This is a genomic window from Ravibacter arvi (assembly GCF_039540405.1).
GTDB lineage: Bacteria > Bacteroidota > Bacteroidia > Cytophagales > Spirosomataceae > Ravibacter > Ravibacter arvi.
In genome coordinates, this window is record NZ_BAABEY010000020.1 from 185,238 (window position 1) to 206,791 (window position 21,554).

Sequence of the window (21,554 nt, forward strand, 5' to 3'; positions counted from 1 at the left end):
GGCCGCGTTATTTTCTGACAACTTTCAATGAGGTTCCATCGGCTAGCCTGACAAAATACACCCCGGTTGACAAGGCGCCGGTGTCCACGTACTGTTTATCCGAGGAGAAAGTCCAGGTTTTCACCACCGTTCCGTGTACATTGACCAGGTTGGCCGTAGTGCCGCGGATGCCGGCGCTTTCCACCCAGAAGCCATTATCTGCCGGCATCGGGTAAACTCTCACCATCGCATTGGCCGAAACCCCTACCCGGATAACCGGGCTATAACCACGGGTTCCGTCTAACTCCAATATGCGAAGCCGGTAGTAGGCAACCCCTTTCGGGCTGGCGGCAGCCGCGTGACTGAAACGGTACGACGCTTCCTCCGTATCCGTAGCTTTAACGGTCCCGATTTTTGAGAAACCGGATCCGTTGGCACTATACTCGATCTCATAAGCCGCTATGCCGTGCTGTTCCACAACTTTCCAGTTGAGCAAAACTGATTTTTCTTCTTTAAGAGACCCCGTAAATGACACCAGCCTGACAGGCAACGGACTGGCAACAGACCCGGCAAAAAAGCCACTGAAACCGGTTACGTTAAAAGAAACTTCCCAACGCTCGTTCACGGCATCCCAATTGATGTCGTCCTCGTGCGGGACAATCGTCACCGGCTCACCGTTATAGTCGCCGGGTTTAATACCGGCCGCGCCTTCGTACTGGAAGATCCTCAAATTCCGCTTTTTAGCCCCGTCTGTCGGGTTGGCCGGAAGCGGCCCGTCAGGTAATTGAGCGCTGAAATTATCGAATTCTTCCTGCGTAAAATAAAGGGTAATCCTGGCCGATCCGCTCGTCTGGGCGTTAATCACATAGTGCCGCTGCACATAAGGCGATCCATTGTGGTAGGCCACCTGCGGGTCAATTGTCACCCGGGCGGTTACGCTTCCGCTAACGGGATTGGTTCCGTGCGGCGCCACGCTGGCAATCAGCCTGCAGGCTTCGTCATTGCCCAGGAAATCGGTAGCCCCGTTGACTGTTTTGGTGCTTTCATCGCTATTTAATGCCAGCCGGCCAACGGGAAGCTCATCCTGGTACTCCAGTGCCCCCATGTCTACTAACGCATGCACGGTGCGGGGACTACCGGCGGCGTCTTCGACAAAGCCGGCCGGAAGTTTTGCATTGTCACCTTTGTTGATTGCCGGGCTACAGATTTGCAAACTGTAGCCGCCGTTAGCGGGATCAACAAAAAGCGGGTCCGTATCTATATTTCCGCCGTCGTCTACCCCGCGGCTTCCGTCCCAGGCTGCGCTCCCGCCCCAATTGGCGATCAGGCTGCGGGAAATTACCGGCAGGTCCCCTATAGTCAAGAGCGAAGCCGCCGGGTCGCTGACGCTGCCGTTCAATTCATTGCCCCAGATAATCAGGTTTGACAGGGTAGCAGGCGTTTGGACATTTGCAAGCGCGCCAGCAATCGTAGCTGCCTTGTTTCCGGTTACCGTACAATTAATCATGGTGACCGACTGACTCAAACCATTCGACATAGCGGCGCCTACCATTGCCGTATTTTCTGAAAGCACACAACCGACCAGCGAAATAGAAGGACAGTTTTCACTGGAAATGGCCCCGCCCTGTGTTGCGCTATTTTTGCTCAATTTTGCGTTCCGCATTTCGACAACTGAAGAGTTGTTGCGTATAGCGCCACCGCGTTCCCCTGTATTTTCCATAAAAATGGTGCCTGTCACCGAACTCGTACTCCCTCCTGTGTTGAAAATAGCACCTCCGTCGGTTTCTGCTGAATTCCGTAAAAAAATACCTCCGGTTAGCGAAAGCGTAGCACTGTTTGCTATTCCCCCGCCATAATCAGCCTTGTTTTCTAAAAATTCACAATCTTCCAGTATGGGTGCTCCCTGCAAATTCCTTATTCCTCCGCCATAAGGGGCAGAGTTCCCGTAAAACCTGCCTCGGATGACCGTTGGACCGCCCAAGTAGTTATACATAGCTCCGCCATGTGCCGAGGCCACATTACCGGAAAATACACATTCAGTCAATACGGTAGCAGATCCCTCACCATTTGTCATCCCGGCTCCAAACTTTGCAGAATTCCCAAGGAAAACACAGCGGATAAGCAACGAATTCGAAGCCGCACTGGACACTCCTGCGCCCCCCTCCCCATAATTCCTGAAAAACAGACAGTCGGTCAGCGAGGGAGAAGAAGTCAAAATCAGCATTCCCCCACCGCCTGCCGGAAAAATCGACTGCTCATTATACGGATCGGCCTCTTCCACTCCATCCGCAGATCCTCCCGTAATGGTGAAGCCGTCGATGCTTCCGGAGCCAAGCTCGCCAATAGCGAGCAGCACATGCTTTGCGTTTTCCGCGTGCCCCTCGAAATTCACAGCATGGTCGTTCATCCCCAGGTCTCCACTCAACACCGTTCCCTCCCCCGGGTTTTCGGCATCGGGCAATATTCGTGTGTCGTCGAGGGCGACTATACCATTGCCCGGGTCAAATCCACCATACAGTTTTACGTCGGGCACCAGAACAAATGTATTGAAACGACCGGCATCACTGCTATAGTCCGATGCAGCAGCGCCATAGGCAGGCAGGTAAGTACCTTTGGCCACGTATATTTTCAAAGGGTTAGTGCCATCCCAACCGGGTGTACCTTCGGTGTGCTGCGTTCGTGCCCACTTAAGCGCGTCGGCCAGCTGCGGAACGGCATTGGCCCAGGAGTCTCCGGACCCGGTGTAACCCTGAGCGGCCGTATTGACGTTGATATCGACATAAAGGATATTCTGGCCATCAGGAGTAAGTACTGCTTCCCCTTTGATTTCGTAGGCGCCAATATCAATAACTCCGCCACCGGCAAATCCGCTAACCCTCGGATTATTGCCGAGGTCTGTATCGCCCTCTAAATCTCCGCCTGCCGCCGTATACTTGTCATTGCTGCCTGCATCCATCGCCGGACTTCCAGGTTGCAGGCTGTAATCACCATTAGCAGGGTCGCGAAACAGCGGATCCGCGCCGCCCGAGTTAGCAATCAGGTTATTGGAAAGCGTGTTGCTTCCGGAGGCGTTGAAAAAAGACGCAGTCCAACTGGTGGTGCTTCCTTCCGCTTCATTGTCCCAGATCAGCGTATTGGACATGGTCAGGAAACCGTTCCAACCGTAAGCAATACCGCCACCCCGACCAGCGCTGCGGTTACGGGAAAAAGTTGAATTGGCAATCTTAATCGAAGAATTCTGACCAAACAGGCCGCCACCCTGGCCCGCTTCATTGCCGGTAAAAAGGGAATTCCTGATTACGGTTCCCCACGAACCGGTCATAAAGATACCGCCGCCGTCCGCCGTTGCGTAATTATTAAGAACCATAATATTCAAAAGTGTAGGTCCGCCGTTGTAAAAGTGCATCCCGCCCCCGCGGCTGTTGTCGCCTGTTCCATCGGCATTGCCGCCGGTTACGGTAAAGCCGTCCAGCTTCGCAGTAGCATTGACGCCGGCGCCATTTACAACATGATAGGCATTTCCTGCTTTCGTACCGTCCCGGTCAATGTCTCCGCTGAGAATGGTGGGGTTTGCCTTGAAATTGCGTTGGCTGAGCTGCGTTTCCGACGGGTCACCCGAAAAGCCCCCATATAACTCCACATAATTTTTCAAACGGAAGGATGCTGTCCGGTCTGCGCCCGGCAGGTAGGTACCATTGGCTACCCAGATCTGAAGCCTGCCCTGAACACCGCCATTCCAGCTGGCGGCAGCCCAGGTCAACGCGTCGCGAAGCTCCGGGATGGCATTGGCCCACGAATCACCCACACCGGTATAGCCGGATGCGGAAGTATTCACATTTACGTCTACGTAGAGAATGTTGTTTGCGCCGGGCGTAATTTCTACGGGACAACGGGCAACATCCCCATTGATGGTCCAGCTGTGGTTGCTGATCAGCGACTGGCGCGCGGTGGCACCTTCACAATAGAGCATGCCTTTGGCACCCAGCGTAATACCCACAGGCACGTTAGGCTGCGCAGCCCAGCCGATCAGGGTGGCGTCGTAGTTTTCCCGGGAAATACCAGAGTCGTCGAGCATCGACTCCATATTGGTCCCGGTCGAAATTTTCCAATTACCGAGCGACTGGTTGAAGCCGGTGGCCTCAAAGAAAAGGTGTCGCATATCAAGAACTGACGAGACATTCCACGCGGAGAGATCGGCATTAAAGCTGGAAGCGCCGTTGAACATATAAATCATTGACTGTACACCTGATACATTCCAATCTCCGATATCCTGGTTAAAGGCACCGGCGCCGAGAAACATCGATCCCATGTCGGTAACATTTGACACGTCCCAGTTGCGGATATTCCCGTTAAAACTCTCTGCCATCTCGAACATTGCCCACATCCGCGTCACATTCGACACGTCCCAGTTGCTCAAATCACCGTTGAACAAACCGGCATTGCGGAACATGCCGCTGAGATCGGTCACATTGCTCAGATTGGGGGCGTCAGTAGCCTGGTATACGACGTTAGCTGCATTCATGAATGCATTTTCCATGGTATTCCACTGAATAGCCCCCCAACGGTTAATTGCAACCAGTTTTCGGTTATCACCGCCTGTCGCAGCAAAGTGGTTACGCGGAAAAGCCCCGGCGATCTCCACCCGGTAGGTGCCGGCGTGTGGGAAGGTCAGGGTGCGCGGCCCCGTAATACCGGCCAGTGTACCGTGATTGGAGGCGCTGCCCACTTCTTCCCAATACAAATCGAAGTTATAAGTTTCGTCGGGGTGAATGGGCAGGATCAGCTGCGTGCTGCCGGAACCGCCGGGATTATCAGTTTTCCAGGTAGTGATGTAGTTACCCGAATGACCGGGCGTGATACCCTGTGCCAGTGACGCAAAAGACGCCAGGCCGAGTACAAATAGCAGAACGGCACCTAACTGTTTGGCGCGTGTTGACAATAGCGGTAGAAATTTTTCCATAGCGCTACAAAGGGAAGAATTTTGAGAGGATTGCGGTATCCCTCTTTTGGGGGGCACTAAAAATCCCTAAAAGGAGCGCCGGACGACGTACCTCCGGTTCGTCGTCCGGCGCGGCGGGTAACCGACCGCTTCAAATCGTATATCCCTTTATCCGGTCGAACCCCACCTATGACACTTTTACCTTTCCGCTCCGGCTCCGGCCTTGACCGGAGTCCGGCTATTGATTAACTCTTTGTGCCGTACACTATCTTTGTGCTTCTTGCGGGCGATTTCGAGTGCATCTTCCAGTATGGAAATCTTATTTTGAATTTCGGTGATATGACGTATCAGGGTCTTTTCCATTGTCGATTGAGGCATTGTAGTAAGGGTTTAAGATAATATGATAGTGTTATAGTAATGTAAAGTCAATTTCGGTTTTCCACCAACACCAATCCGACAGGATCTATTGTCCAGATGACATTAGACGGTTTTAAGCGAATAACCCGCCACAATAGTATGGGAGACGTACGGGCCCCTAAAGCGTAAATCATAAACTCCTGGTGGTATTTTGAGAAGTTTTATAGGACCGTTGGTATCACCTGTCCCGCCTGCTTCAAATCGCCTCCAAAATTCTGGTGTTTTCCCATAGTATAGTTTCATGTGAATTGGAATAAAGCTCAAAATCTACGGAAGGTCAGCACAAATAAGTCAGAACTCCCCTCTACATTGTGTGAATTTCCTTCTTAGAAAGATGAGTACAATCAAAGCAGAATAGTTGCAACATTCAAATAAATAATTAAAATTAACGAACAATTTCACAGTTCACGCAAATCGTCGCGTCGCTAACGCGCGCCACTGGTTGGTAGTGAGGCTTTCGTGAGGGCTCCATTATCTCCCGAGTTGCAAGAGCTGAATGACGTGACTAAAAATGACGGTTGCTCCGGCCGTAAATACCATCCGGTTTCTTTTGAAATTTACAATGTGGCCCGGGAGCCCCGCATCGCCTACGCCCATACGAGAAACAAGGGATGAATACGTTGACTTTCAATCAGTTTTTAGCGACAAGCTCGTTTCGTTGCCGCGCCTAACGGTTGATTCTCCGGGAAAACGAATTGAAGATTTCACAGAAAAATTATATTTTCTCAAACAGACTACACGCTCTGCTTTGACAATATAACACCCGTGCCTACTTTTGCCCGGCCACGGTTTTTGAACCAGTCCTTTTGTACGGGCTATGTGATACAGGATCGTCACTTACCACTACGTCAGACTCATTGGCACTTCCATGCTTACGGGCCTGTTCTGCGCCGTCCTGGCTGCTTCGTTAAAACACCTGACGGAACATTTTGAACACCTTTTGTTCGGGCACACGCAGTCCATAAACCCCTTATTGTTCATTGTTATGCCGTCAGTCGGGATCACAATGATCTATTTCCTGAGGAAGTACCTGTTTCAAAACCGCAAAAACAAGGGCATTACCGAAATCTACAAAACGCTTGATCAGCGAAAAGACCATTTACCGCTGTTCAAAATCCCCTCTCACTACGTCAACGGCTTCCTGACAGTGCTCGACTTTTGCTAACCAAATTGCCCCCCTCGTGTTACACTGAATACTCAAAACATCATCAATAATCAGCCGCCTGCTTAAAATCCACCGGACATTTCCAGCTTATACCCCTTCCCATGAACATTCGTTATTCTTAGCTCAGGATCATGGCTTAATTTCTTTCGAAGTTTTGACACAAACATGTCCAGGCTGCGGCCGGTGAAGACCCCCTCATTGATCCAGACTTCCTGCATCAGCGTTTCGCGGGGAATCAATTCACCGAAATTTCTGTGGAGCAATTCCAGAACCTTGCATTCTTTGGCTGTAAGACTAACTACCTCACTCTCCAGAAGCAAGTGCTGTCCTTTCACGTTGAACAAAAATTTTCCGAGCGCAGCCAACTCCGGACCAGACTCTTTCTTTGTAACCTGATTTTGATTCCCCCCGGACAACGGTTTTAAAAATTTTCCGAATCGACTGACTGCCAGGACCATACCCAGCAACACTATAATAAAGGCATAAGTTACTTTGCTGAATGAAAAGTCAAAGTATGTCGTTTTTGATTCTTCACTTATTAGATTGACTTCCTCGGGATCCACTTTGGCTGATTTGAGTTCACCAGTATGCCGACCGATGCCACTGCCGATGGTTGGCGCTTTTGATCCCGTATTCTTTTGATCGACGTCCCGGGTATCCGCTTTAACTGACTCAGCTGGCTGATCGGTGTCAGCTTTCTGCCGATTTAGGTTCTCATAAAGATCCGGAAAGGCAAATTCAATTGTGTAACATCCTGGAGGCTGACTTCTGCCGTTACAAGCCAGAATATCCGGCGAGGTATTATTTACCTGGAAACCATAGACAATGCTCTTCTTTCTGCAATCGTGTACAGTAACCGTGTAACCGGAAGGAAACTGTTTTTTGGGAAGTAAACGCTGTGACAGCGCGATAAGTGAGTCATGGTTAAAAACGAATTCATTTTCAAACCTGAGTAGAAACGTGCCTTCATTAATCTCGGTAACGGGCAATACGCGTGAGGTTGAATCACCTGCCTGCAGCAGCAGCCGATGGCCGGTTTTACGGATCAACAGGTTCACTTGCTTTGCCCGTAAGTCGCGATTGAAATATTCTGTAAAAGAAGAGCTGATGAAAAAGGCTCCAAGCAGCACTATGGCAATTCCGGAACGCACCACCAGCAGAGCAGCGAAAGAGCCGTCAAAAGCAGAATTTACGCGCATTTACATTTCTTTTTACAATTGACAAACAAGATTTTACAGTTGATTTACGAGAGCGGCTAAACTGGTCTCTACATTTGGACATGTGAAGTTAAAAACAATTTTATTCTATTATTTCACCCAACCATTTTAGTCATGAAAATCCATAACCTTGCTTTTTTGCTCCTTTTTCTGTTTCCGTTTTCCTTTAGTCAGCCTTGGGAATTCCCACAATCAACCCCAGCCCCGGATAACAATAAGGCGGTTGCGTCAAACATCATCTTTAAGTCCGTAGATGGCGGAGATACCTGGCAGGATATTAGCGAAGGACTGCCTGAAAACTTGACGGGAGACGATATCCCGAGAGATGGTTCCCTTGCAAATGACAATGGGATTTATCTGCATGCCGGAAATGAGATGTATTACAGCAAACCGAATTCCATTGCTCCTTTCTGGGAAAAAGAGATTTCCCCGGCCAACCGTAGCAGCATTGTCCCTGGCAGGACCGGAATGCTTGCATTCAATTATGACGGCTGGTTTGTTCAAAAAATAAACGGAACGGGTTTATGGCTACCGATCTATACTGATTTTCCGGGGAAGAGCATTCGCACCATTTTTGAAACCGGGGACGACGTTTTTATCGGCTGCGACAGGGGTCTTTTCAAATTTGATGACAGAGAAAAAAGCTGGAAGCGAGTCTATGACGGAGGTCGGGTAATGAAATTGGTAGAATCAGACGGCGTGCTGCTGGCGACCAGTCAGAGAGGTATTATCCGGTCGGTAGACGATGGTGAAAATTGGGTCGATGTGATCAATGAGGGTGGAGTGGGCATCGCTATCGAACGCATCAAAGATGGATTTGCCGCTATTACTTACAGTACCAAGACGGAGACAAGCAGAGTACGGACATCCTATGACGGGGGTAAAACCTGGCAGCCTATCGATGTTGGCCTTCCGCCAAGCCTCGACATCGCTTCAATTGCAGAGGTTGGCAAATACCTGCTTTGTGGCCATGCCGCTGGTATTTACAGATCTTCAGACAAGGGAAAAACATGGCAGCTTTTATTTCCTGCAATAAGGGATAAAGTCTTCAACTTATCTGTTTCACGCAACGTGGTTTATGCCATCCCGAGAAGTGGCGGATGTTAAGAAATCTTTGATGCGTTGCTTACCGCTGGTGTGGACAAAGGACAAGGCGTTGTGATCATGATTAATGCGAATAACTCGCATATGATGGGCAGGATTGTTGATTTTATAGCTGACTACCACCACTGGGACGGATTTCCTGTAAAGACCAAACCAACCGCAGCAGATGCGGACTCAAAAACTTTAAGGGCTTTTGTTTAACCACGGAGAACGCGGGATGCACAGAGACCTTGCCGGTTCAAACTGTTCAATAAGTCCGGCGGGCAAGAAAAAACGCTCCTCAGCTTTCGCCGGGGAGCGTTTGAAAAAGAAGAAAAGACCTATCAGGTCTCACCTTCAGGCGTTTTTGATCCAGATGGGGCTTGACCACGCGATATGTCCTTCTGCCATAGAAACCCTGATATAGTACCATGTTGGCGATGTAACGGGCTCTTCCTGAAAATCCCAATTAGCCGATGGCGCATTCGGTTCGCTGGACCTGACGACATTGCCCTCCCTGAGTAGATCAATCCGCTGGACAAGCAGATTGCCCGCCAATTCCACGTGAACGGAAAGTGGCCCACCGGCAGTGATTTCGGAACCCATCAGGTGGCCGTTGATGGTGAATTTAAGAAGTGTCCGGTTGTTGGTAGTGCCAAATACGTGACGATTCCAGAGGGCGTTAAAGACGGATGCTCTCGTCAGCTCTTCTGCCCAGACGCCCATCAGGCCAGGTCCCCGCAAATATTTATAGTCTTCCGGTTTGGTTTGGAGCTGATGAAGCGCGTCTCCGGGGCGCCCGTCGTGATCGTCTCCGGTACCGATCATACCCAGGCGAAAGCCTCTTTTCAGGCCGTCAACAGCATGACTGCCCACCACTTCCTTATCCTTTGACCGGTTTTTGAAGCGCGGACCGAGTCCGAATACCATTTCATTGATGCCGCCGATAGAGTATACCTCCACCAGGCGTTCTACTTCAGGATCGTGCCCGTTGTCCCAATTGGTGGTGTGCCCGAAACTCGCCGTGTGGTTGGCGACGATCAGGGCGCCGGCACTTCTGGCGATCGCGTAAATTTTCTGAAGCGTATCCTGCGCAGGGTCATTGCACCGAAGGATCGGACCGTCGTCGCCGGGATAGATGAAATTTCTGTGCCCGTATTGAGGGCTTGTCCATTCTCCGCCCACAAACGTCACAAAACGCCCGGCCTCATTGTAGTCGTTCGTTACCTCCTTAAAGTAACTCCACTGGCCTTTTGTAATCGCTTCGGTGTGGTCTGTGAGGGCGAAAATATCCAGGAAAGATTCGTTTCTGGCAAAGTCGTACACCTCTTCCGGCAACCGGATACCGTCGCCGAAAATACTATGACAGTGAATATTCCCCCAAAACAAGCGCTTGTCCGGCTTCCGGGGCGCTACGTAAATCGCGTTGCTGGTGCCGGTAATACCGCTCACGGGATCGGTTACACGAATGTACTTTACTCCCGGGCTGCTGAACCGGAAGCCCTCCAGCCGTCTTACAGGCCGCCGGCCCCCACTCCCGGATATTTCCCCCGCTTTAAACGAATATTTTTCCAGTCCTTCGTAACCTTCATCCCCTGAAATGGTGACGTCATTGTCCCATTCAGGCAGGACGTTTTCCATGTACCTGATGCCACGGGAAGAATGGTTGAACGGACCGTTTACAGCAATTCCTTTTCGTTGCCAGATCGGGTTCCATTCGGCAAAGAAGGGCTCTGTCAAGAGCCTTATTCCCAGCCAGAAAGGTTCATTCACGCCGACGACGGAAGGGGCGTTGACCCGGATTTCTGTCAGTACTTTCGGTGTTTTTTCTTCAGTTTTCTCAGTTTGACCGCCGGCTGGGCGCATAAGCGGACCAGTCAGCGTTGTGCCGCCGGTCAGGAAAGAAAACCTTTCCAGGAATTTACGTCTTTTCATAAAAAGGATACCGGCTCCTGTTTTCAGGCAGAAGCCGGGTTTTGGGGTTAGTAATTAGGATTCTGAACCAGATTCCGGTTCTTATCAATGGCCGATTGAGGAATAGGAAGCACGTAGTTTTTTTCAGCGTGAAAAGCCCGCTGCCCGCCCGCTACCGGGACAACCGTAGCGATGGTTCCGCCTGGCCCATTTTCTATTTTCATTCCCAGCAAATTCCGGTTCAGTAGTTTCTCGGCTTCTTTCCATCGCATAAGATCCGGCAATCGTTTCAGTTCAAAGGCCAATTCCACGCGTCTTTCCTGGCGGATGGCCTTGCGCATGTCGTCTTTTGACAGCCCGGATTTTAGCGCAGGCAAATCCACTCTGGCCCTGACCGTATTGATGGCTTCGTAGACAGAGTCATCCGGGCCGTCTGCTTCGTTACGGGCTTCGGCGTAGTTGAGGAGTACTTCGGCATAGCGGAAGATTTTTTGCGTGGCGCTGTTTAACCGTTGGTCACCGTGGATCGCGTACTTGGGGTTCATCCCTTTTACCAGGTCGTAGCCGGTCGGAGAGCCTTTGTCAAACTCCAGCAGGCTTCCCGATCCAACGCGGTAGATCATCGGCTTTCCTAGCCATTGCGCACCATCGAAAGAGACCGTGGCATAGAACCTTTTTTCCCTGTTCTGGTAGGGCTTGTTGGGGTCATATCCTGAGTCGGGGTGATCGGTCGGAAGTCCGTTGGCCATGAAAAACTCACTGACAAGATTGTGTGTCGGGCGTATCGCTCCCCACGATTTGGATTCTCCCCCTACATTGAACGGCCCCTGCAGGCCTTCCCTGCTGCCCCCGATCGTCGTACCACCGAGATATTGTATGCTGAAAATCTCTTCCTCGTTATGATTATTCTCTTCATAAAACATCGTAACAAAATCCGGGAACAGTCGGTAGACACCCAGGTCAATCACACGTTTGCTGGTCTCGGCTGCTTTTCTCCATTTTGCCGGATCATTGTCCGGGTTTCTCAACGGACTTGCCTCAAACAACTCGCACCAACCCTTCAGCGTGAGGGCCGCCCCCTGGGAAACCCTGCCGGAAGCAGGTTTCAGCGGCAGATTTTCCGCAATAGCGCCCAGTTCATTGGTAACAAAGGCAAAGACCTCTTCGGCGGTATTTCTGCTGTGGAAGATCGCATCGCCGTCCGCACCCTGATTCAGCACCTCTGTCAGGATGGGCACGCCGCCATAGTTTATCCACAAGGTATGATAAAAATAGGCTCTCAGGAAACGGGCTTCCGCTGTTCTCACCAGCTTCCAGTCGGCAGGAAGGGCGGAAGCAGCGACCTTCTCCAGGAACAAATTACACTTCCTGATGCTGGCATAGTTGCTTGTCCAATAATTGGGTGCATTGCTCGGGTTGTAATTAGAAAGCGCATAGGTGGTCCGGCTGTATAAATTCACCTGCCCGCCGAAACCGTCGTCCGAGAAATTGTCACCCGGATCGGAATTGATATATTCCCGGGGAAGACCGGCGTAGATGCCGTTCAAAAAAGCGTCGGCATTGGTGGTGGTAGACCAGACTACCGAGTCTGTGATCCTGTCGGTAGGAGACAGCTCCAGGTATTGGTCGCAGGCCGTAAACAGGGCGCAGAACAAAAAGCAAACGAGCGCTTTCCTGACTGATATTTCGACTATTTTCTTCATCGTTGTTTTAGAAAGTGATGTTTAACCCTAAAGAAGTTACCCGTTGCTGGGGATACATACGCCCCTGGACATTGGATACTTCCGGGTCGAAGCGTTTAATTTTACTCCAGGTCACCACGTTTTGACCCGATACATAGAGCCGTACATGCTGAAGCCCGGCCTGTTTTACCAGATTGGCGGGAAGGTTGTAGGAAATCAGCATGTTTTTGAGCCGCAAATAGGCGGCGTTTTCCATCCAGAAAGAGGATCGCTGGGTATTATTCGGGGTTGGCGCCGACGTGACGCGCGGATTTCTTGCGTTTTGATGCTCCGGTGTCCAGTAGTCGAGATTCTCCGTGAAGGCGCCCATACCGTTGAAAAACAGCCAGGCTCCGTCGCCTTCGAGATAGAAGTTCCTGTTTCCTGCACCCTGGAAGAGCAAATCAACACTGAAGTTCTTATACTTCACAGACGGCGAGATACCGTAGATGATCTGCGGGATCGGCGATTCTCCAATCACCGTTTCGTCGTTAATGTCAATTTTTCCGTCGTTGTTCAAATCCGCGTAACGGATATCACCCGGGCGAACTTTACCCCACGGCTGAACAGCGATTCCCTCTTTCAGATTTCCCGCTTCGTCGAAGTCTTCCGCTTTGAAAAAGCCCAGTGATTCCAAACCAAATTGTGTTCCCAGTTGCCGTCCGGTGCGCCGCCTGTTCGGGTTATTGAAGGTAGCAGGTGTTTCAAACGTCTGAATCAGCTTGTTTTTGGCAAAGGTGAAATTTGTACCGAGCGATACCTGGAGATCAGGCGAAATGCGGTAATTTGATGCGATCGCGAATTCGAACCCCCTGTTGCTCATAATCCCGGCGTTGACCTGGCTGAGGCCTATTCCGTACTCGTCCGGGACGATTACATCCGGCTGCGTCAGCATATTGGAACGCTTCTCGAAGAAATAATCGATTTCAAGATTGAGCAACCCTTTCCAGGCCGACAGTTCAACCCCTACGTCGGTCTTTTTCGCTCTTTCCCAGGTAATGTTACGATTCGGTTCTGCTCTTTCGGTGATCGCCTGCACAGCACTGCCGCCCATGACATAGGCCGGACTGGACACGCCATAGAGGGTCAGGTACTGGTAGTCGCTGCCTGCAAGTGCCCCTACTTCTCCATATGAAGCCCTTAGCTTAAGGTTGTCGATCACCCGGTGGTTTTTAAGAAAATTTTCCTCTGAAATTCTCCATCCTGCTGAAAATGCAGGGAAGAATCCATATCGCTGGTTGGCTGGAAAATAGTAGCTTCCGTCGTAGCGTCCGCTTGCTTCCACCATGTATTTGTCGGCATAGTCATAGCTTACCCGGTAAACAACCCCTATCTGGCGCCCCAGGCTGGAAGAACCGCTGTTGGAGAGATCCGCCTGACTGGAGCTTCCCATGTTCAGTTCAGGGATGTCCAGGTCGTAGTTTCTCCTGACGGCGCCGAAATTGCGAACGCTGTTTTCTTTGCTTTCGAACACTCCGATAACCGAAACAGCGTTTTTGCCGAAAGATTTTGCATAGTTGAACCCGCCCTGGAAAGTTAGTTGGTTCCGGTTCAGAGAGGCCTCGGTCAGAGAGGATTTGGCCTGTCCGAACACACCGTCTTTGATCACATGGGGTGTTTGCGTTGTGTCAATAGTGGCCAGCTGGACCGGCATCAGCCACGTTTTGTTATAACCGTAAGTGGGATCGAACGCAACCGTTCCTCTTAAATTCAGACCGGGTATAAAGGGGACTTTCTGCTCGAGGGAAAGCTGCGAGAACAAGGAGGTGGTATTTTCCCGGGCATAACCTTTGTTGTAGATGCTTCCCATGATAAATTTCCCGTACATCCCGTTGCTAAAAACCAGGGGCCCTCCCCTGGCAGGGTGAGAATACCCGATCAGCTCGAAAATCCTGCTCGTTCCGATGGGAGGGTACCAGTCTTTCTGCAGGCGTCCGTTTAAATTAAACGAGAGTTTTGTGATGCTGGTTACGTCGGCGTCAATGTTAAGCGCAAGATTGTACTTGTTTTCGCCGGTAGTATGCCAAAGACCGGCCTGGTGCTGGTAGCCAAAAGCGGCATAGTACCTGGCGCGTTCGGTACCCCCGTTTACTTCGACATTGTGGTTGGTCAGGAGGGCATTTTTCTTGGTCAACGCTTTCCAGACATCGTCAACCGGAAAGACATCCGGCCTGGTGCCATCCCTGAATTTTTGCAGCGCCTGTTCCGTGTAAGGAATCGGGAGCCCGTCGTTTTGTGCAGCGAGATTTTTCAAGAGCGCAAATTCGTAGGGGCTGACATGCTTCTGATAGGCGGTTGGATTCTGAAAGCCCACATAGCCATTGTACGTCAGCGTCGGCGCGCCCGGCTTGCCCCGTTTTGTCGTGACCAGGACCACACCGTTTGCACCGGCTACCCCGTAGGGAGCAACAGCTGCGGCGTCTTTCAATACGGTGAGGCTCTCGATCGTATTCGGATCGAGCTTCTGAAAATCGCGGGGGATCCCGTCTACAATAAGCAGGGGCTGGTTGTTCCCCGTAGAGGAAATGCCCCTGACATAAATACTGGATTCGTCGCGTCCCGGTTCGCCTGAATTCTGTCTGACAATAACTCCTGCCAATCTGCCGCCGAGATTGTTGCTGAGATTGGTCGTAGGCACTTTTGAAATCTCTTCGCCCTTCATACTCGATACGGCCGCCGTAAGCGACGTTTTCTTCTGGGTTCCGTAGCCTACCACGACAATTTCTTCAAACGATTTCTGGTCCACTTTCATCGAAATAGAGACAAACGTTTCGCGCTTTACCGTAAACTCCTGTGTTTCATAGCCGACGAAACTCAGTACCAGCACCGCTCCTTCTCCGGCATCCAGCTGAAAATGGCCGTTTTCATTGGTGATCGTCCCCTGTTGGGTACCTTTGAGCATGATGCTTACGCCGGGTAACCCGTCGCCTTTTTCATCGACTACCTTGCCGTTGATGCTTGGCGGAACCACTTCCTTTGCCTGGTCAATCTCAGCTGAACCGGACGAAGGTGTCTTTTTATTCCGGTCCGCGTTTTTAACGTATACAACGATCGATCGCTTGTTGATTTGCCTGTAGCCGAGATCGGTATTGGCGAAGATAAGGTCTAGGGTCGTCTTGACATCCCGCCTTTTTCCGGGCAGACTCTCTACTATATACGTATCAACTTCGTTCATCGGTAAAACGAAAGACATGCCGGTTTTCTGTTCAATTTTCCGGAGTACAGCCTTCATGCTTTCCTTTTGCGCGCTGATTGTCACACTGATTTGATGAAGCTCCTGGCTATTGCCCGTACTGGCTGTCAGCAACTGGATCGTTCCGAAAAGCAGGATAAAATAGGAGAACGTGATCCGCATAATTGACCGGATTAGGGCGTGTCTCCTTCGTTGCGGCAACGGTTCAAAGGGGCACGCAATCTTGGTTAAAGATAATTGCATAACTTTACATGTTTTTGATAATTGATCTACTAGTTGGTTGTTAAGAACATGTGGCCATTCGGCTCCTAACCCGGATGGCCGCTCTCTTCACTCGAATTAATTTTTCGTCATAGGCGAAGTATTTGTTTTAAATCGATTTAGTTACATCCTATTCCACCTGAAATGGAGATGGCATCGCCCGTTCTGGTATAGCGGGCTTGTCTGACCTGGCAGATCATTTCCAGGATCTCGTCAAGACTTTCATTGTCAAGAAACCAGGCGCTGACGCGGCAGTTTTCGATTGCCGGGTTATCGATCCGGATATCGGCTCCGAAATGTGTCTTGAGAAGTCCCACTACCTGTTTAAGAGAAATGTTATCAAACACCAGGCTTTCCGATTTCCAGGCAATTTCCTCCGTAAGTTTTATTTCAGTCTTTTCAAATCCGTGGTGGATCGTATTGACTACCAGCTTCTCGGAAGGGTGTACCAGACTCAACGTTTGCTTCCGGTCGGCAACCTTCACAAGGCCTCTTTCGACGGTGACCATGACCTGCTTATCGCGTGCATTGATGTTAAAAGCGGTGCCCAATACACGGGTCGTAATGTCGCCCGTATGAACGACAAAGGGCTTTTCAGCGTTGTGAGCAATATCAAAAAAAGCTTCCCCGCTTAGGGTAACTTCCCGGGTGCTATCTCCGAAAGAGGCGTAGTAGGTCAGCTCGCTGTCGTCGTTGAGCAGCACCGAACTCCCATCAGGTAACCGGATAAAATCTTTCCGGGTAAAATGGATCACCTCTCCGCCTGTCTCGTTTGTTGCGGCGATTTGCCCGGGGTTTTGCGAAGGCGACAGCGCCCACCAGCCTATTCCCAGGCCCAGCGCTATCATCGCCGCAATCCGGAAAAAAAGCCCGAATGAACTTGCCGGCGTTTGGTGATCTTCTTCTGATTGTTGTCGTTTCGCAAGGATCTTTTCGTACAGCCTTTCGCCGTCTACCGGTACTTCTTCGTCTTTGGCAGAATGGGAACGTTCCTCCATAAACCTCGCCAGCTCATCGCGAAACCGGTCCCGGTACTTGCCGGATTGGATCAGGGCCTTGAATTCTTCTTCTTCCAACGGCGTGGCCTGTTGGGTCCTGTGTCGTTCAAGAAGGTAAATAAATCGCGTGTCGTTCATACAAAGCAGGCCGGAGCCTGATATTACGGTTTGGGGAACCTCAGCGTTTCCCGGCTTGCATTTATACAGAGTGGTCTGGCGGTGAGATAGGACTACCGGGAAATGATTTTTTTTCCGAAAGGAGAAAAGAAACTAAAATCAGTACTGTAAACGGGCCTGCCTGATGTGTGCGGAGAGCAACTTTATCCTTTCTGGGCGATCCTGGAGGCCATCAGAAGTAGTATACCAAGATGGTTGATGAAATTCTGACGAAGAAACTGCAAAGCCCTCACCATGTGATTTTTCACAGTTCTTTGGGAAAGATTCAATTCTCGCGCAATGGCTTCATGCGACATCCCTTCTTTTCTTGACATTTTGAAAACCAGCTTTTGCTGTGAAGGAAGCTTGTCGACAAGGACTTCAATCATGTCTTCATACTGATGCGCGCGAACGGCGAAATCGGTATTGTCGACTGCGTATTCAAGGTTTTCCGAATAGACCTTCCGGCTTTTTGTTTCGGTAGCCCATTTTCGGAGCATGGCGTACACCTGGTGGTAGGTCATGGTGGCCAGGTAGGCTTCCAGGCTCTGGATATGCTGTAACCGTTCGCGCCTGTTCCACAGGGTAAAGAAGACTTCCTGGACAACATCCTGCGCAAGGTCGGGAGAATGAATGTACCGCACTGCCGCCAGGTACACGACTTTCCAGTGCCTGTCGTACACTTCCCTGAAAGCCTTTTCATCGGCTGCAGCAAGCCTTTGTAAAGTGTCGTCAGAATCTACTTTTTCACACTTTTCCATACGCATTTTGCATGTGGCCCGGGTAATAGGCTCGAAAAAAGACTAAAAACTTTGTGGCAAAAATAGTAAAACACGACTCCGTTTAAAGTTATTTTTTCGTTAAGGCCGGAGCAGAACATCTTAGATAAAAAAGTTAGCCGTTTTTTTCGAGGAAAAACGATTTCCCCGGAAGGGGCCAGGCCTCCGGCAGAAATGATCCGCGAAACAGTCGGGTGTTGGGATTGAACAATACCAGTTAAAGCCGGATATGCGGAACATCTACTGATCGCCGTAGCGGTGTGATAAGACTCGCCGGCCGCTGGGTTGCGAAGTGTGGCGAAAGCAGGGTTATCCTTCACCGTCCTTTGTCCAATAGAAAACATACTAACCGCGTCGGGATACTCCCGCCAATTTTGGTTGTCATTGATGTTTAGGATACATTTGAACATAAACTCACACTCATAGCTATACAGACTTGAAAAAAGTAGACGTATGCGTTAATTATTATGGCAAACCCTATCAAACTGCCGTCACACTACTTACCCTATGGAAACATTCCTCCCGGCACATCAACAAAATATTCCTGGTCATCGAGAAAATCCAGCCTTATTACCAGTACCACGTCATTCCTTTATTGAAATATTACTTAAGGAACCTGCCGGTAACCTATGTTTATCCCCGGTATTTCTATTATGCGGGAAACCCCGACGAATCGTGGCTGACAGACCCTGAAAAGCGCTATGGACTCAAATACCAGTATGCCCTGGAACACTCCGACCAGCAATATCTCTTTATGACTCACAATGACTGTCTTTATGAAGAAGATCTTTTGGGCAACATGCTGCAAAAAGCAACGGAAAAGAATGTTGCAGGAATAGGGCTGGTCGGCCAGTGCTGGAACTGTCCGGCTTTCAAAGCCCAATTGTGCGACAGCACCAGATTTGAAAATTTTATACCTTCCAGGGATCAGCTTAAAGAATTGGTTGACAAGTACAATCCTCCGCGTGCAGAAATTCACTACAAACTTATCGGGGAAGGACTTATACACCCGCTTCCCGAGTGCAGGCTCAATGAATATGCATGCCTGATAAATGTCCCTCTGTATCAACAAAATGTAGTACCGAAGGGAGATGTTTTGCCATTTGGCGGGAGCTGGCACGGCACAGACTGGGGAGCAATATGGTTCCACTCGATGGTAAACAAAGGTTACAGGTTTATTAACTTCCCATTTGAACCGCTAATGAAACACGCGCCCTTTTCAGCGAATGGAAGTGGCCACCGTGCTGATAGCGAGAATGATCTGTACAACAGCACTGAAGACGATGCCAAGGCATATTTAACAGCCCACCACCTCATACCGGCTCAAGTGCCAGGCCTCCTTCTCGCTGAAATGCGAGCCATTCGGGTAAAATATCTAATTAAAAAAGCATTGATCAAGCTGAAAGTGAAAATTGGGTGGGATTAAAGATCTACCATATTAACTATAGCTTGCTTCACAAAAAAAACCGGAACTTCCGATGAAAATTCATCAAAGTTCCGGCTGGTACCGAAGATGGGACTCGAACCCATACAGGACTGCTCCCACACGCCCCTGAAACGTGCGTGTCTACCAATTCCACCACTTCGGCTTGCGGGTGCAAATATAAGAGGCGGTTTTAATAATCACAATCACCGCGCTTTTTTTTGTAAATAAAAATTTAACGAAAGAAAGGGTTTAGGCCGGGAGAACGCTATTTTTGCCCCATGAATTTAGCGGAACAATTAAAGCCGGATGCAGTCTTTCAGGCCATTACGCAAGCTGCAGACGCGCTGAAGGTAGATACCTTTGTGGTGGGCGGACACGTCAGAGATCTCATCCTGAAGCGCCCCTCCAAAGATATTGACGTGGTTTGCGTCGGGAGCGGGATTCAACTGGCCGAAAAAGTAGCGTCCCTTCTGGGGCCTGCACTGCGCGTCCACGTGTTCCCCAACTTCGGGACCGCTCAAATCAAATACGAGGACCTGGAGATCGAATTTGTAGGCGCCAGGAAAGAATCGTACCGGGCCGAATCACGTAAGCCCATTGTAGAGGAAGGCACGCTCCAGGACGACCAGAACCGCCGTGATTTCACCATCAACGCCATGGGAATCCGGCTCAACCAGGCGGGCTATGGCGATCTCGTTGACCCGTTCGACGGCCTGGGCGATCTCAGAAGAAAGCTGATCCGGACACCATTGCGCCCGGACCTCACTTTCTCCGACGATCCGCTCAGGATGATGCGGGCCGCCAGGTTTGCCACTCAGCTGGGTTTCGATATCGAACCGGAAGCCTTTGACGGAATGTCTGCCATGAGCGACCGCATCCGGATTATTTCCCAGGAAAGAATCACCGAAGAGCTCAACAAGATTATACTCGCAAAGGAGCCTTCCTATGGCTTCAAACTGCTGTACCAATGCGGCCTCCTTCAGCTTATTTTCCCTGAGCTGGTTGCCCTGCAGGGCGTCGAAACTATGGACGGGAAAGGGCACAAAGACAATTTTTATCATACCCTGCAGGTATTGGACAATGTAGCGGTCCGTTCGGATGACCTCTGGCTGAGATGGGCCGCCATTCTGCATGATATCGCCAAGCCCGCCACCAAACGGTTTGACAAAAAAGCGGGCTGGACCTTTCACGGCCACGAAGAAAAAGGCGCCAGGATGGTCCCGCAGCTTTTCAGGAAGCTCAAACTGCCGTTGAACGAGAAAATGCGGTTTGTGCAAAACCTGGTCAGGCTTCACTTACGTCCTATTGCACTTTCCAAAGAGATAATAACCGACGCGGCCATGCGCCGGCTACTCGTAGAATCAGGCCCGGACTTTGAAGGACTGATGATCCTTTGCCGCGCAGATATCACCTCCAAAAACCCGGATAAGGTGAAACGCTACCTCCGGAATTTTGATGTACTGGAACAAAAGCTGGAAGAGCTGGAAGCGCGGGATAAACTGCGCGAGTTTCAACCCGTTATTACCGGGGAGATTATTATGACGACGTTCGGGCTGAAACCCTCGAGAGAAGTCGGTATTATTAAGGAAGCGATACGCGAAGCGATCCTGGAAGGAATTGTGCCCAACGAAATGGCGCCGGCCTTTGCCTTTATGATCGAAGAAGGGCGCAAAATGGGGCTCAGCCAGGCCTAGAAACCGCCGGTTTCGATACCGGCCCCAACCAGTCGCTCATGAATCTGAAGTACCTGCGGAATTAACATCGCCTTTTCATCGTTCCGAACCACGAAATCGGCAATTTCCAACAGCTGCGAATCTGAAGCCTGGTTTGCAAGTATTGCGTCAAACTGCGCTTCGGTCCGGTGTATATCCCGGGACAGCACCCGCTTTTTCCGGAGCTCGACCGGAGAAAGGACGGCCACGACAAAATCAATCCCGGTTCCGGGGCCGGCCTTCCCCATGATAGCCGCTTCCTTAATTACATAAGGCGCGTCCTGACGGGCTTCCACCCACTTCAGGGTATCTAGCCTTACCCGCGGGTGCACAATCGAATTGAGCTCCGTAAGCAACCCCTTGTCCGGGAATACTTTCGAAGAGACAAAACCGGTATCATAGCTTCCGTCGTGCCGGTAGGCTCCGGCGCCAAGCAATGCTACAATTTCCTTCCTGATTTCGGGATCATGTTCGGTGAGCCAGCGGGCACGGGCATCGGCTTCATAAACCGGTATGCCGAGTGTCATAAACAACCGGCAAACCGTACTTTTTCCCGACCCTATTCCGCCCGTAACGCCTACGACTTTACCCATA

13 protein-coding genes and 1 tRNA gene are annotated in these 21,554 nt (G+C 50.5%); 4 read left to right on the top strand and 10 right to left on the bottom strand.

What is annotated here, in order from left to right; translation table 11 throughout:
• Window positions 1–7: 7 nt before the first annotated feature.
• Together ABD852_RS10745 and ABD852_RS10750 are read right to left on the bottom strand one after the other, a co-directional pair.
• The gene (locus tag ABD852_RS10745) at window positions 8–4,939 is read right to left on the bottom strand and encodes a BspA family leucine-rich repeat surface protein (protein ID WP_345028540.1); all 4,932 of its coding nucleotides are present in this window, start codon (window positions 4,937–4,939) and stop codon (window positions 8–10) included.
• 177 nt (window positions 4,940–5,116) lie between these two features.
• Window positions 5,117–5,296, bottom strand: a complete 180-nt coding sequence (locus ABD852_RS10750; RefSeq protein WP_345028542.1) for a hypothetical protein — start codon at window positions 5,294–5,296, stop codon at window positions 5,117–5,119.
• Window positions 5,297–6,203: 907 nt separating this feature from the next.
• On the opposite strand from ABD852_RS10750, the gene ABD852_RS10755 reads away from it, so the two are divergent.
• The gene (locus tag ABD852_RS10755; protein WP_345028543.1) at window positions 6,204–6,500 is read left to right on the top strand and encodes a hypothetical protein; all 297 of its coding nucleotides are present in this window, start codon (window positions 6,204–6,206) and stop codon (window positions 6,498–6,500) included.
• A 62-nt stretch (window positions 6,501–6,562) separates the two neighbouring features.
• Here ABD852_RS10755 and ABD852_RS10760 read toward each other — a convergent pair whose 3' ends face one another.
• A complete protein-coding gene (locus ABD852_RS10760) occupies window positions 6,563–7,699 on the bottom strand; it encodes a winged helix-turn-helix domain-containing protein (protein WP_345028547.1) in 1,137 nt (378 codons plus the stop codon).
• 132 nt (window positions 7,700–7,831) lie between these two features.
• On the opposite strand from ABD852_RS10760, the gene ABD852_RS10765 reads away from it, so the two are divergent.
• On the top strand, window positions 7,832–8,824 hold the full coding sequence (locus ABD852_RS10765) for a sialidase family protein (protein WP_345028549.1): 993 nt from the start codon (window positions 7,832–7,834) through the stop codon (window positions 8,822–8,824).
• Window positions 8,825–9,157: 333 nt separating this feature from the next.
• Here ABD852_RS10765 and ABD852_RS10770 read toward each other — a convergent pair whose 3' ends face one another.
• From ABD852_RS10770 to ABD852_RS10790, 5 genes are all read right to left on the bottom strand, one after another.
• Window positions 9,158–10,735, bottom strand: a complete 1,578-nt coding sequence (locus tag ABD852_RS10770) for a CehA/McbA family metallohydrolase (RefSeq protein WP_345028553.1) — start codon at window positions 10,733–10,735, stop codon at window positions 9,158–9,160.
• Between the two features lie 47 nt (window positions 10,736–10,782).
• Window positions 10,783–12,417, bottom strand: coding sequence for a RagB/SusD family nutrient uptake outer membrane protein (locus tag ABD852_RS10775; protein WP_345028555.1), 1,635 nt, complete (start codon window positions 12,415–12,417; stop codon window positions 10,783–10,785).
• A 7-nt stretch (window positions 12,418–12,424) separates the two neighbouring features.
• Entirely contained in the window at window positions 12,425–15,790 is a 3,366-nt protein-coding gene (locus ABD852_RS10780) for a SusC/RagA family TonB-linked outer membrane protein (RefSeq protein ID WP_345028556.1), read from the bottom strand.
• Between the two features lie 218 nt (window positions 15,791–16,008).
• Window positions 16,009–17,025 (bottom strand): FecR family protein, encoded by a 1,017-nt coding sequence (locus ABD852_RS10785; RefSeq protein WP_345028561.1) that lies wholly within the window; start codon window positions 17,023–17,025, stop codon window positions 16,009–16,011.
• Between the two features lie 182 nt (window positions 17,026–17,207).
• The gene (locus ABD852_RS10790) at window positions 17,208–17,804 is read right to left on the bottom strand and encodes an RNA polymerase sigma factor (RefSeq protein ID WP_345028565.1); all 597 of its coding nucleotides are present in this window, start codon (window positions 17,802–17,804) and stop codon (window positions 17,208–17,210) included.
• 454 nt (window positions 17,805–18,258) lie between these two features.
• Between ABD852_RS10790 and ABD852_RS10795 the strand changes: the two genes are divergently transcribed.
• The gene (locus ABD852_RS10795) at window positions 18,259–19,248 is read left to right on the top strand and encodes a hypothetical protein (protein ID WP_345028570.1); all 990 of its coding nucleotides are present in this window, start codon (window positions 18,259–18,261) and stop codon (window positions 19,246–19,248) included.
• A 76-nt stretch (window positions 19,249–19,324) separates the two neighbouring features.
• Here the strand turns inward: ABD852_RS10795 and ABD852_RS10800 are convergent.
• Window positions 19,325–19,411, bottom strand: a tRNA-Leu gene (locus ABD852_RS10800).
• 115 nt (window positions 19,412–19,526) lie between these two features.
• On the opposite strand from ABD852_RS10800, the gene ABD852_RS10805 reads away from it, so the two are divergent.
• Entirely contained in the window at window positions 19,527–20,942 is a 1,416-nt protein-coding gene (locus ABD852_RS10805) for a CCA tRNA nucleotidyltransferase (RefSeq protein ID WP_345028574.1), read from the top strand.
• Here the strand turns inward: ABD852_RS10805 and coaE are convergent.
• The gene (gene coaE, locus ABD852_RS10810) at window positions 20,939–21,553 is read right to left on the bottom strand and encodes a dephospho-CoA kinase (RefSeq protein ID WP_345028579.1); all 615 of its coding nucleotides are present in this window, start codon (window positions 21,551–21,553) and stop codon (window positions 20,939–20,941) included. The two genes, ABD852_RS10805 and coaE, sit on opposite strands and share 4 nt — an antisense overlap.
• Window position 21,554 lies beyond the last annotated feature (1 nt).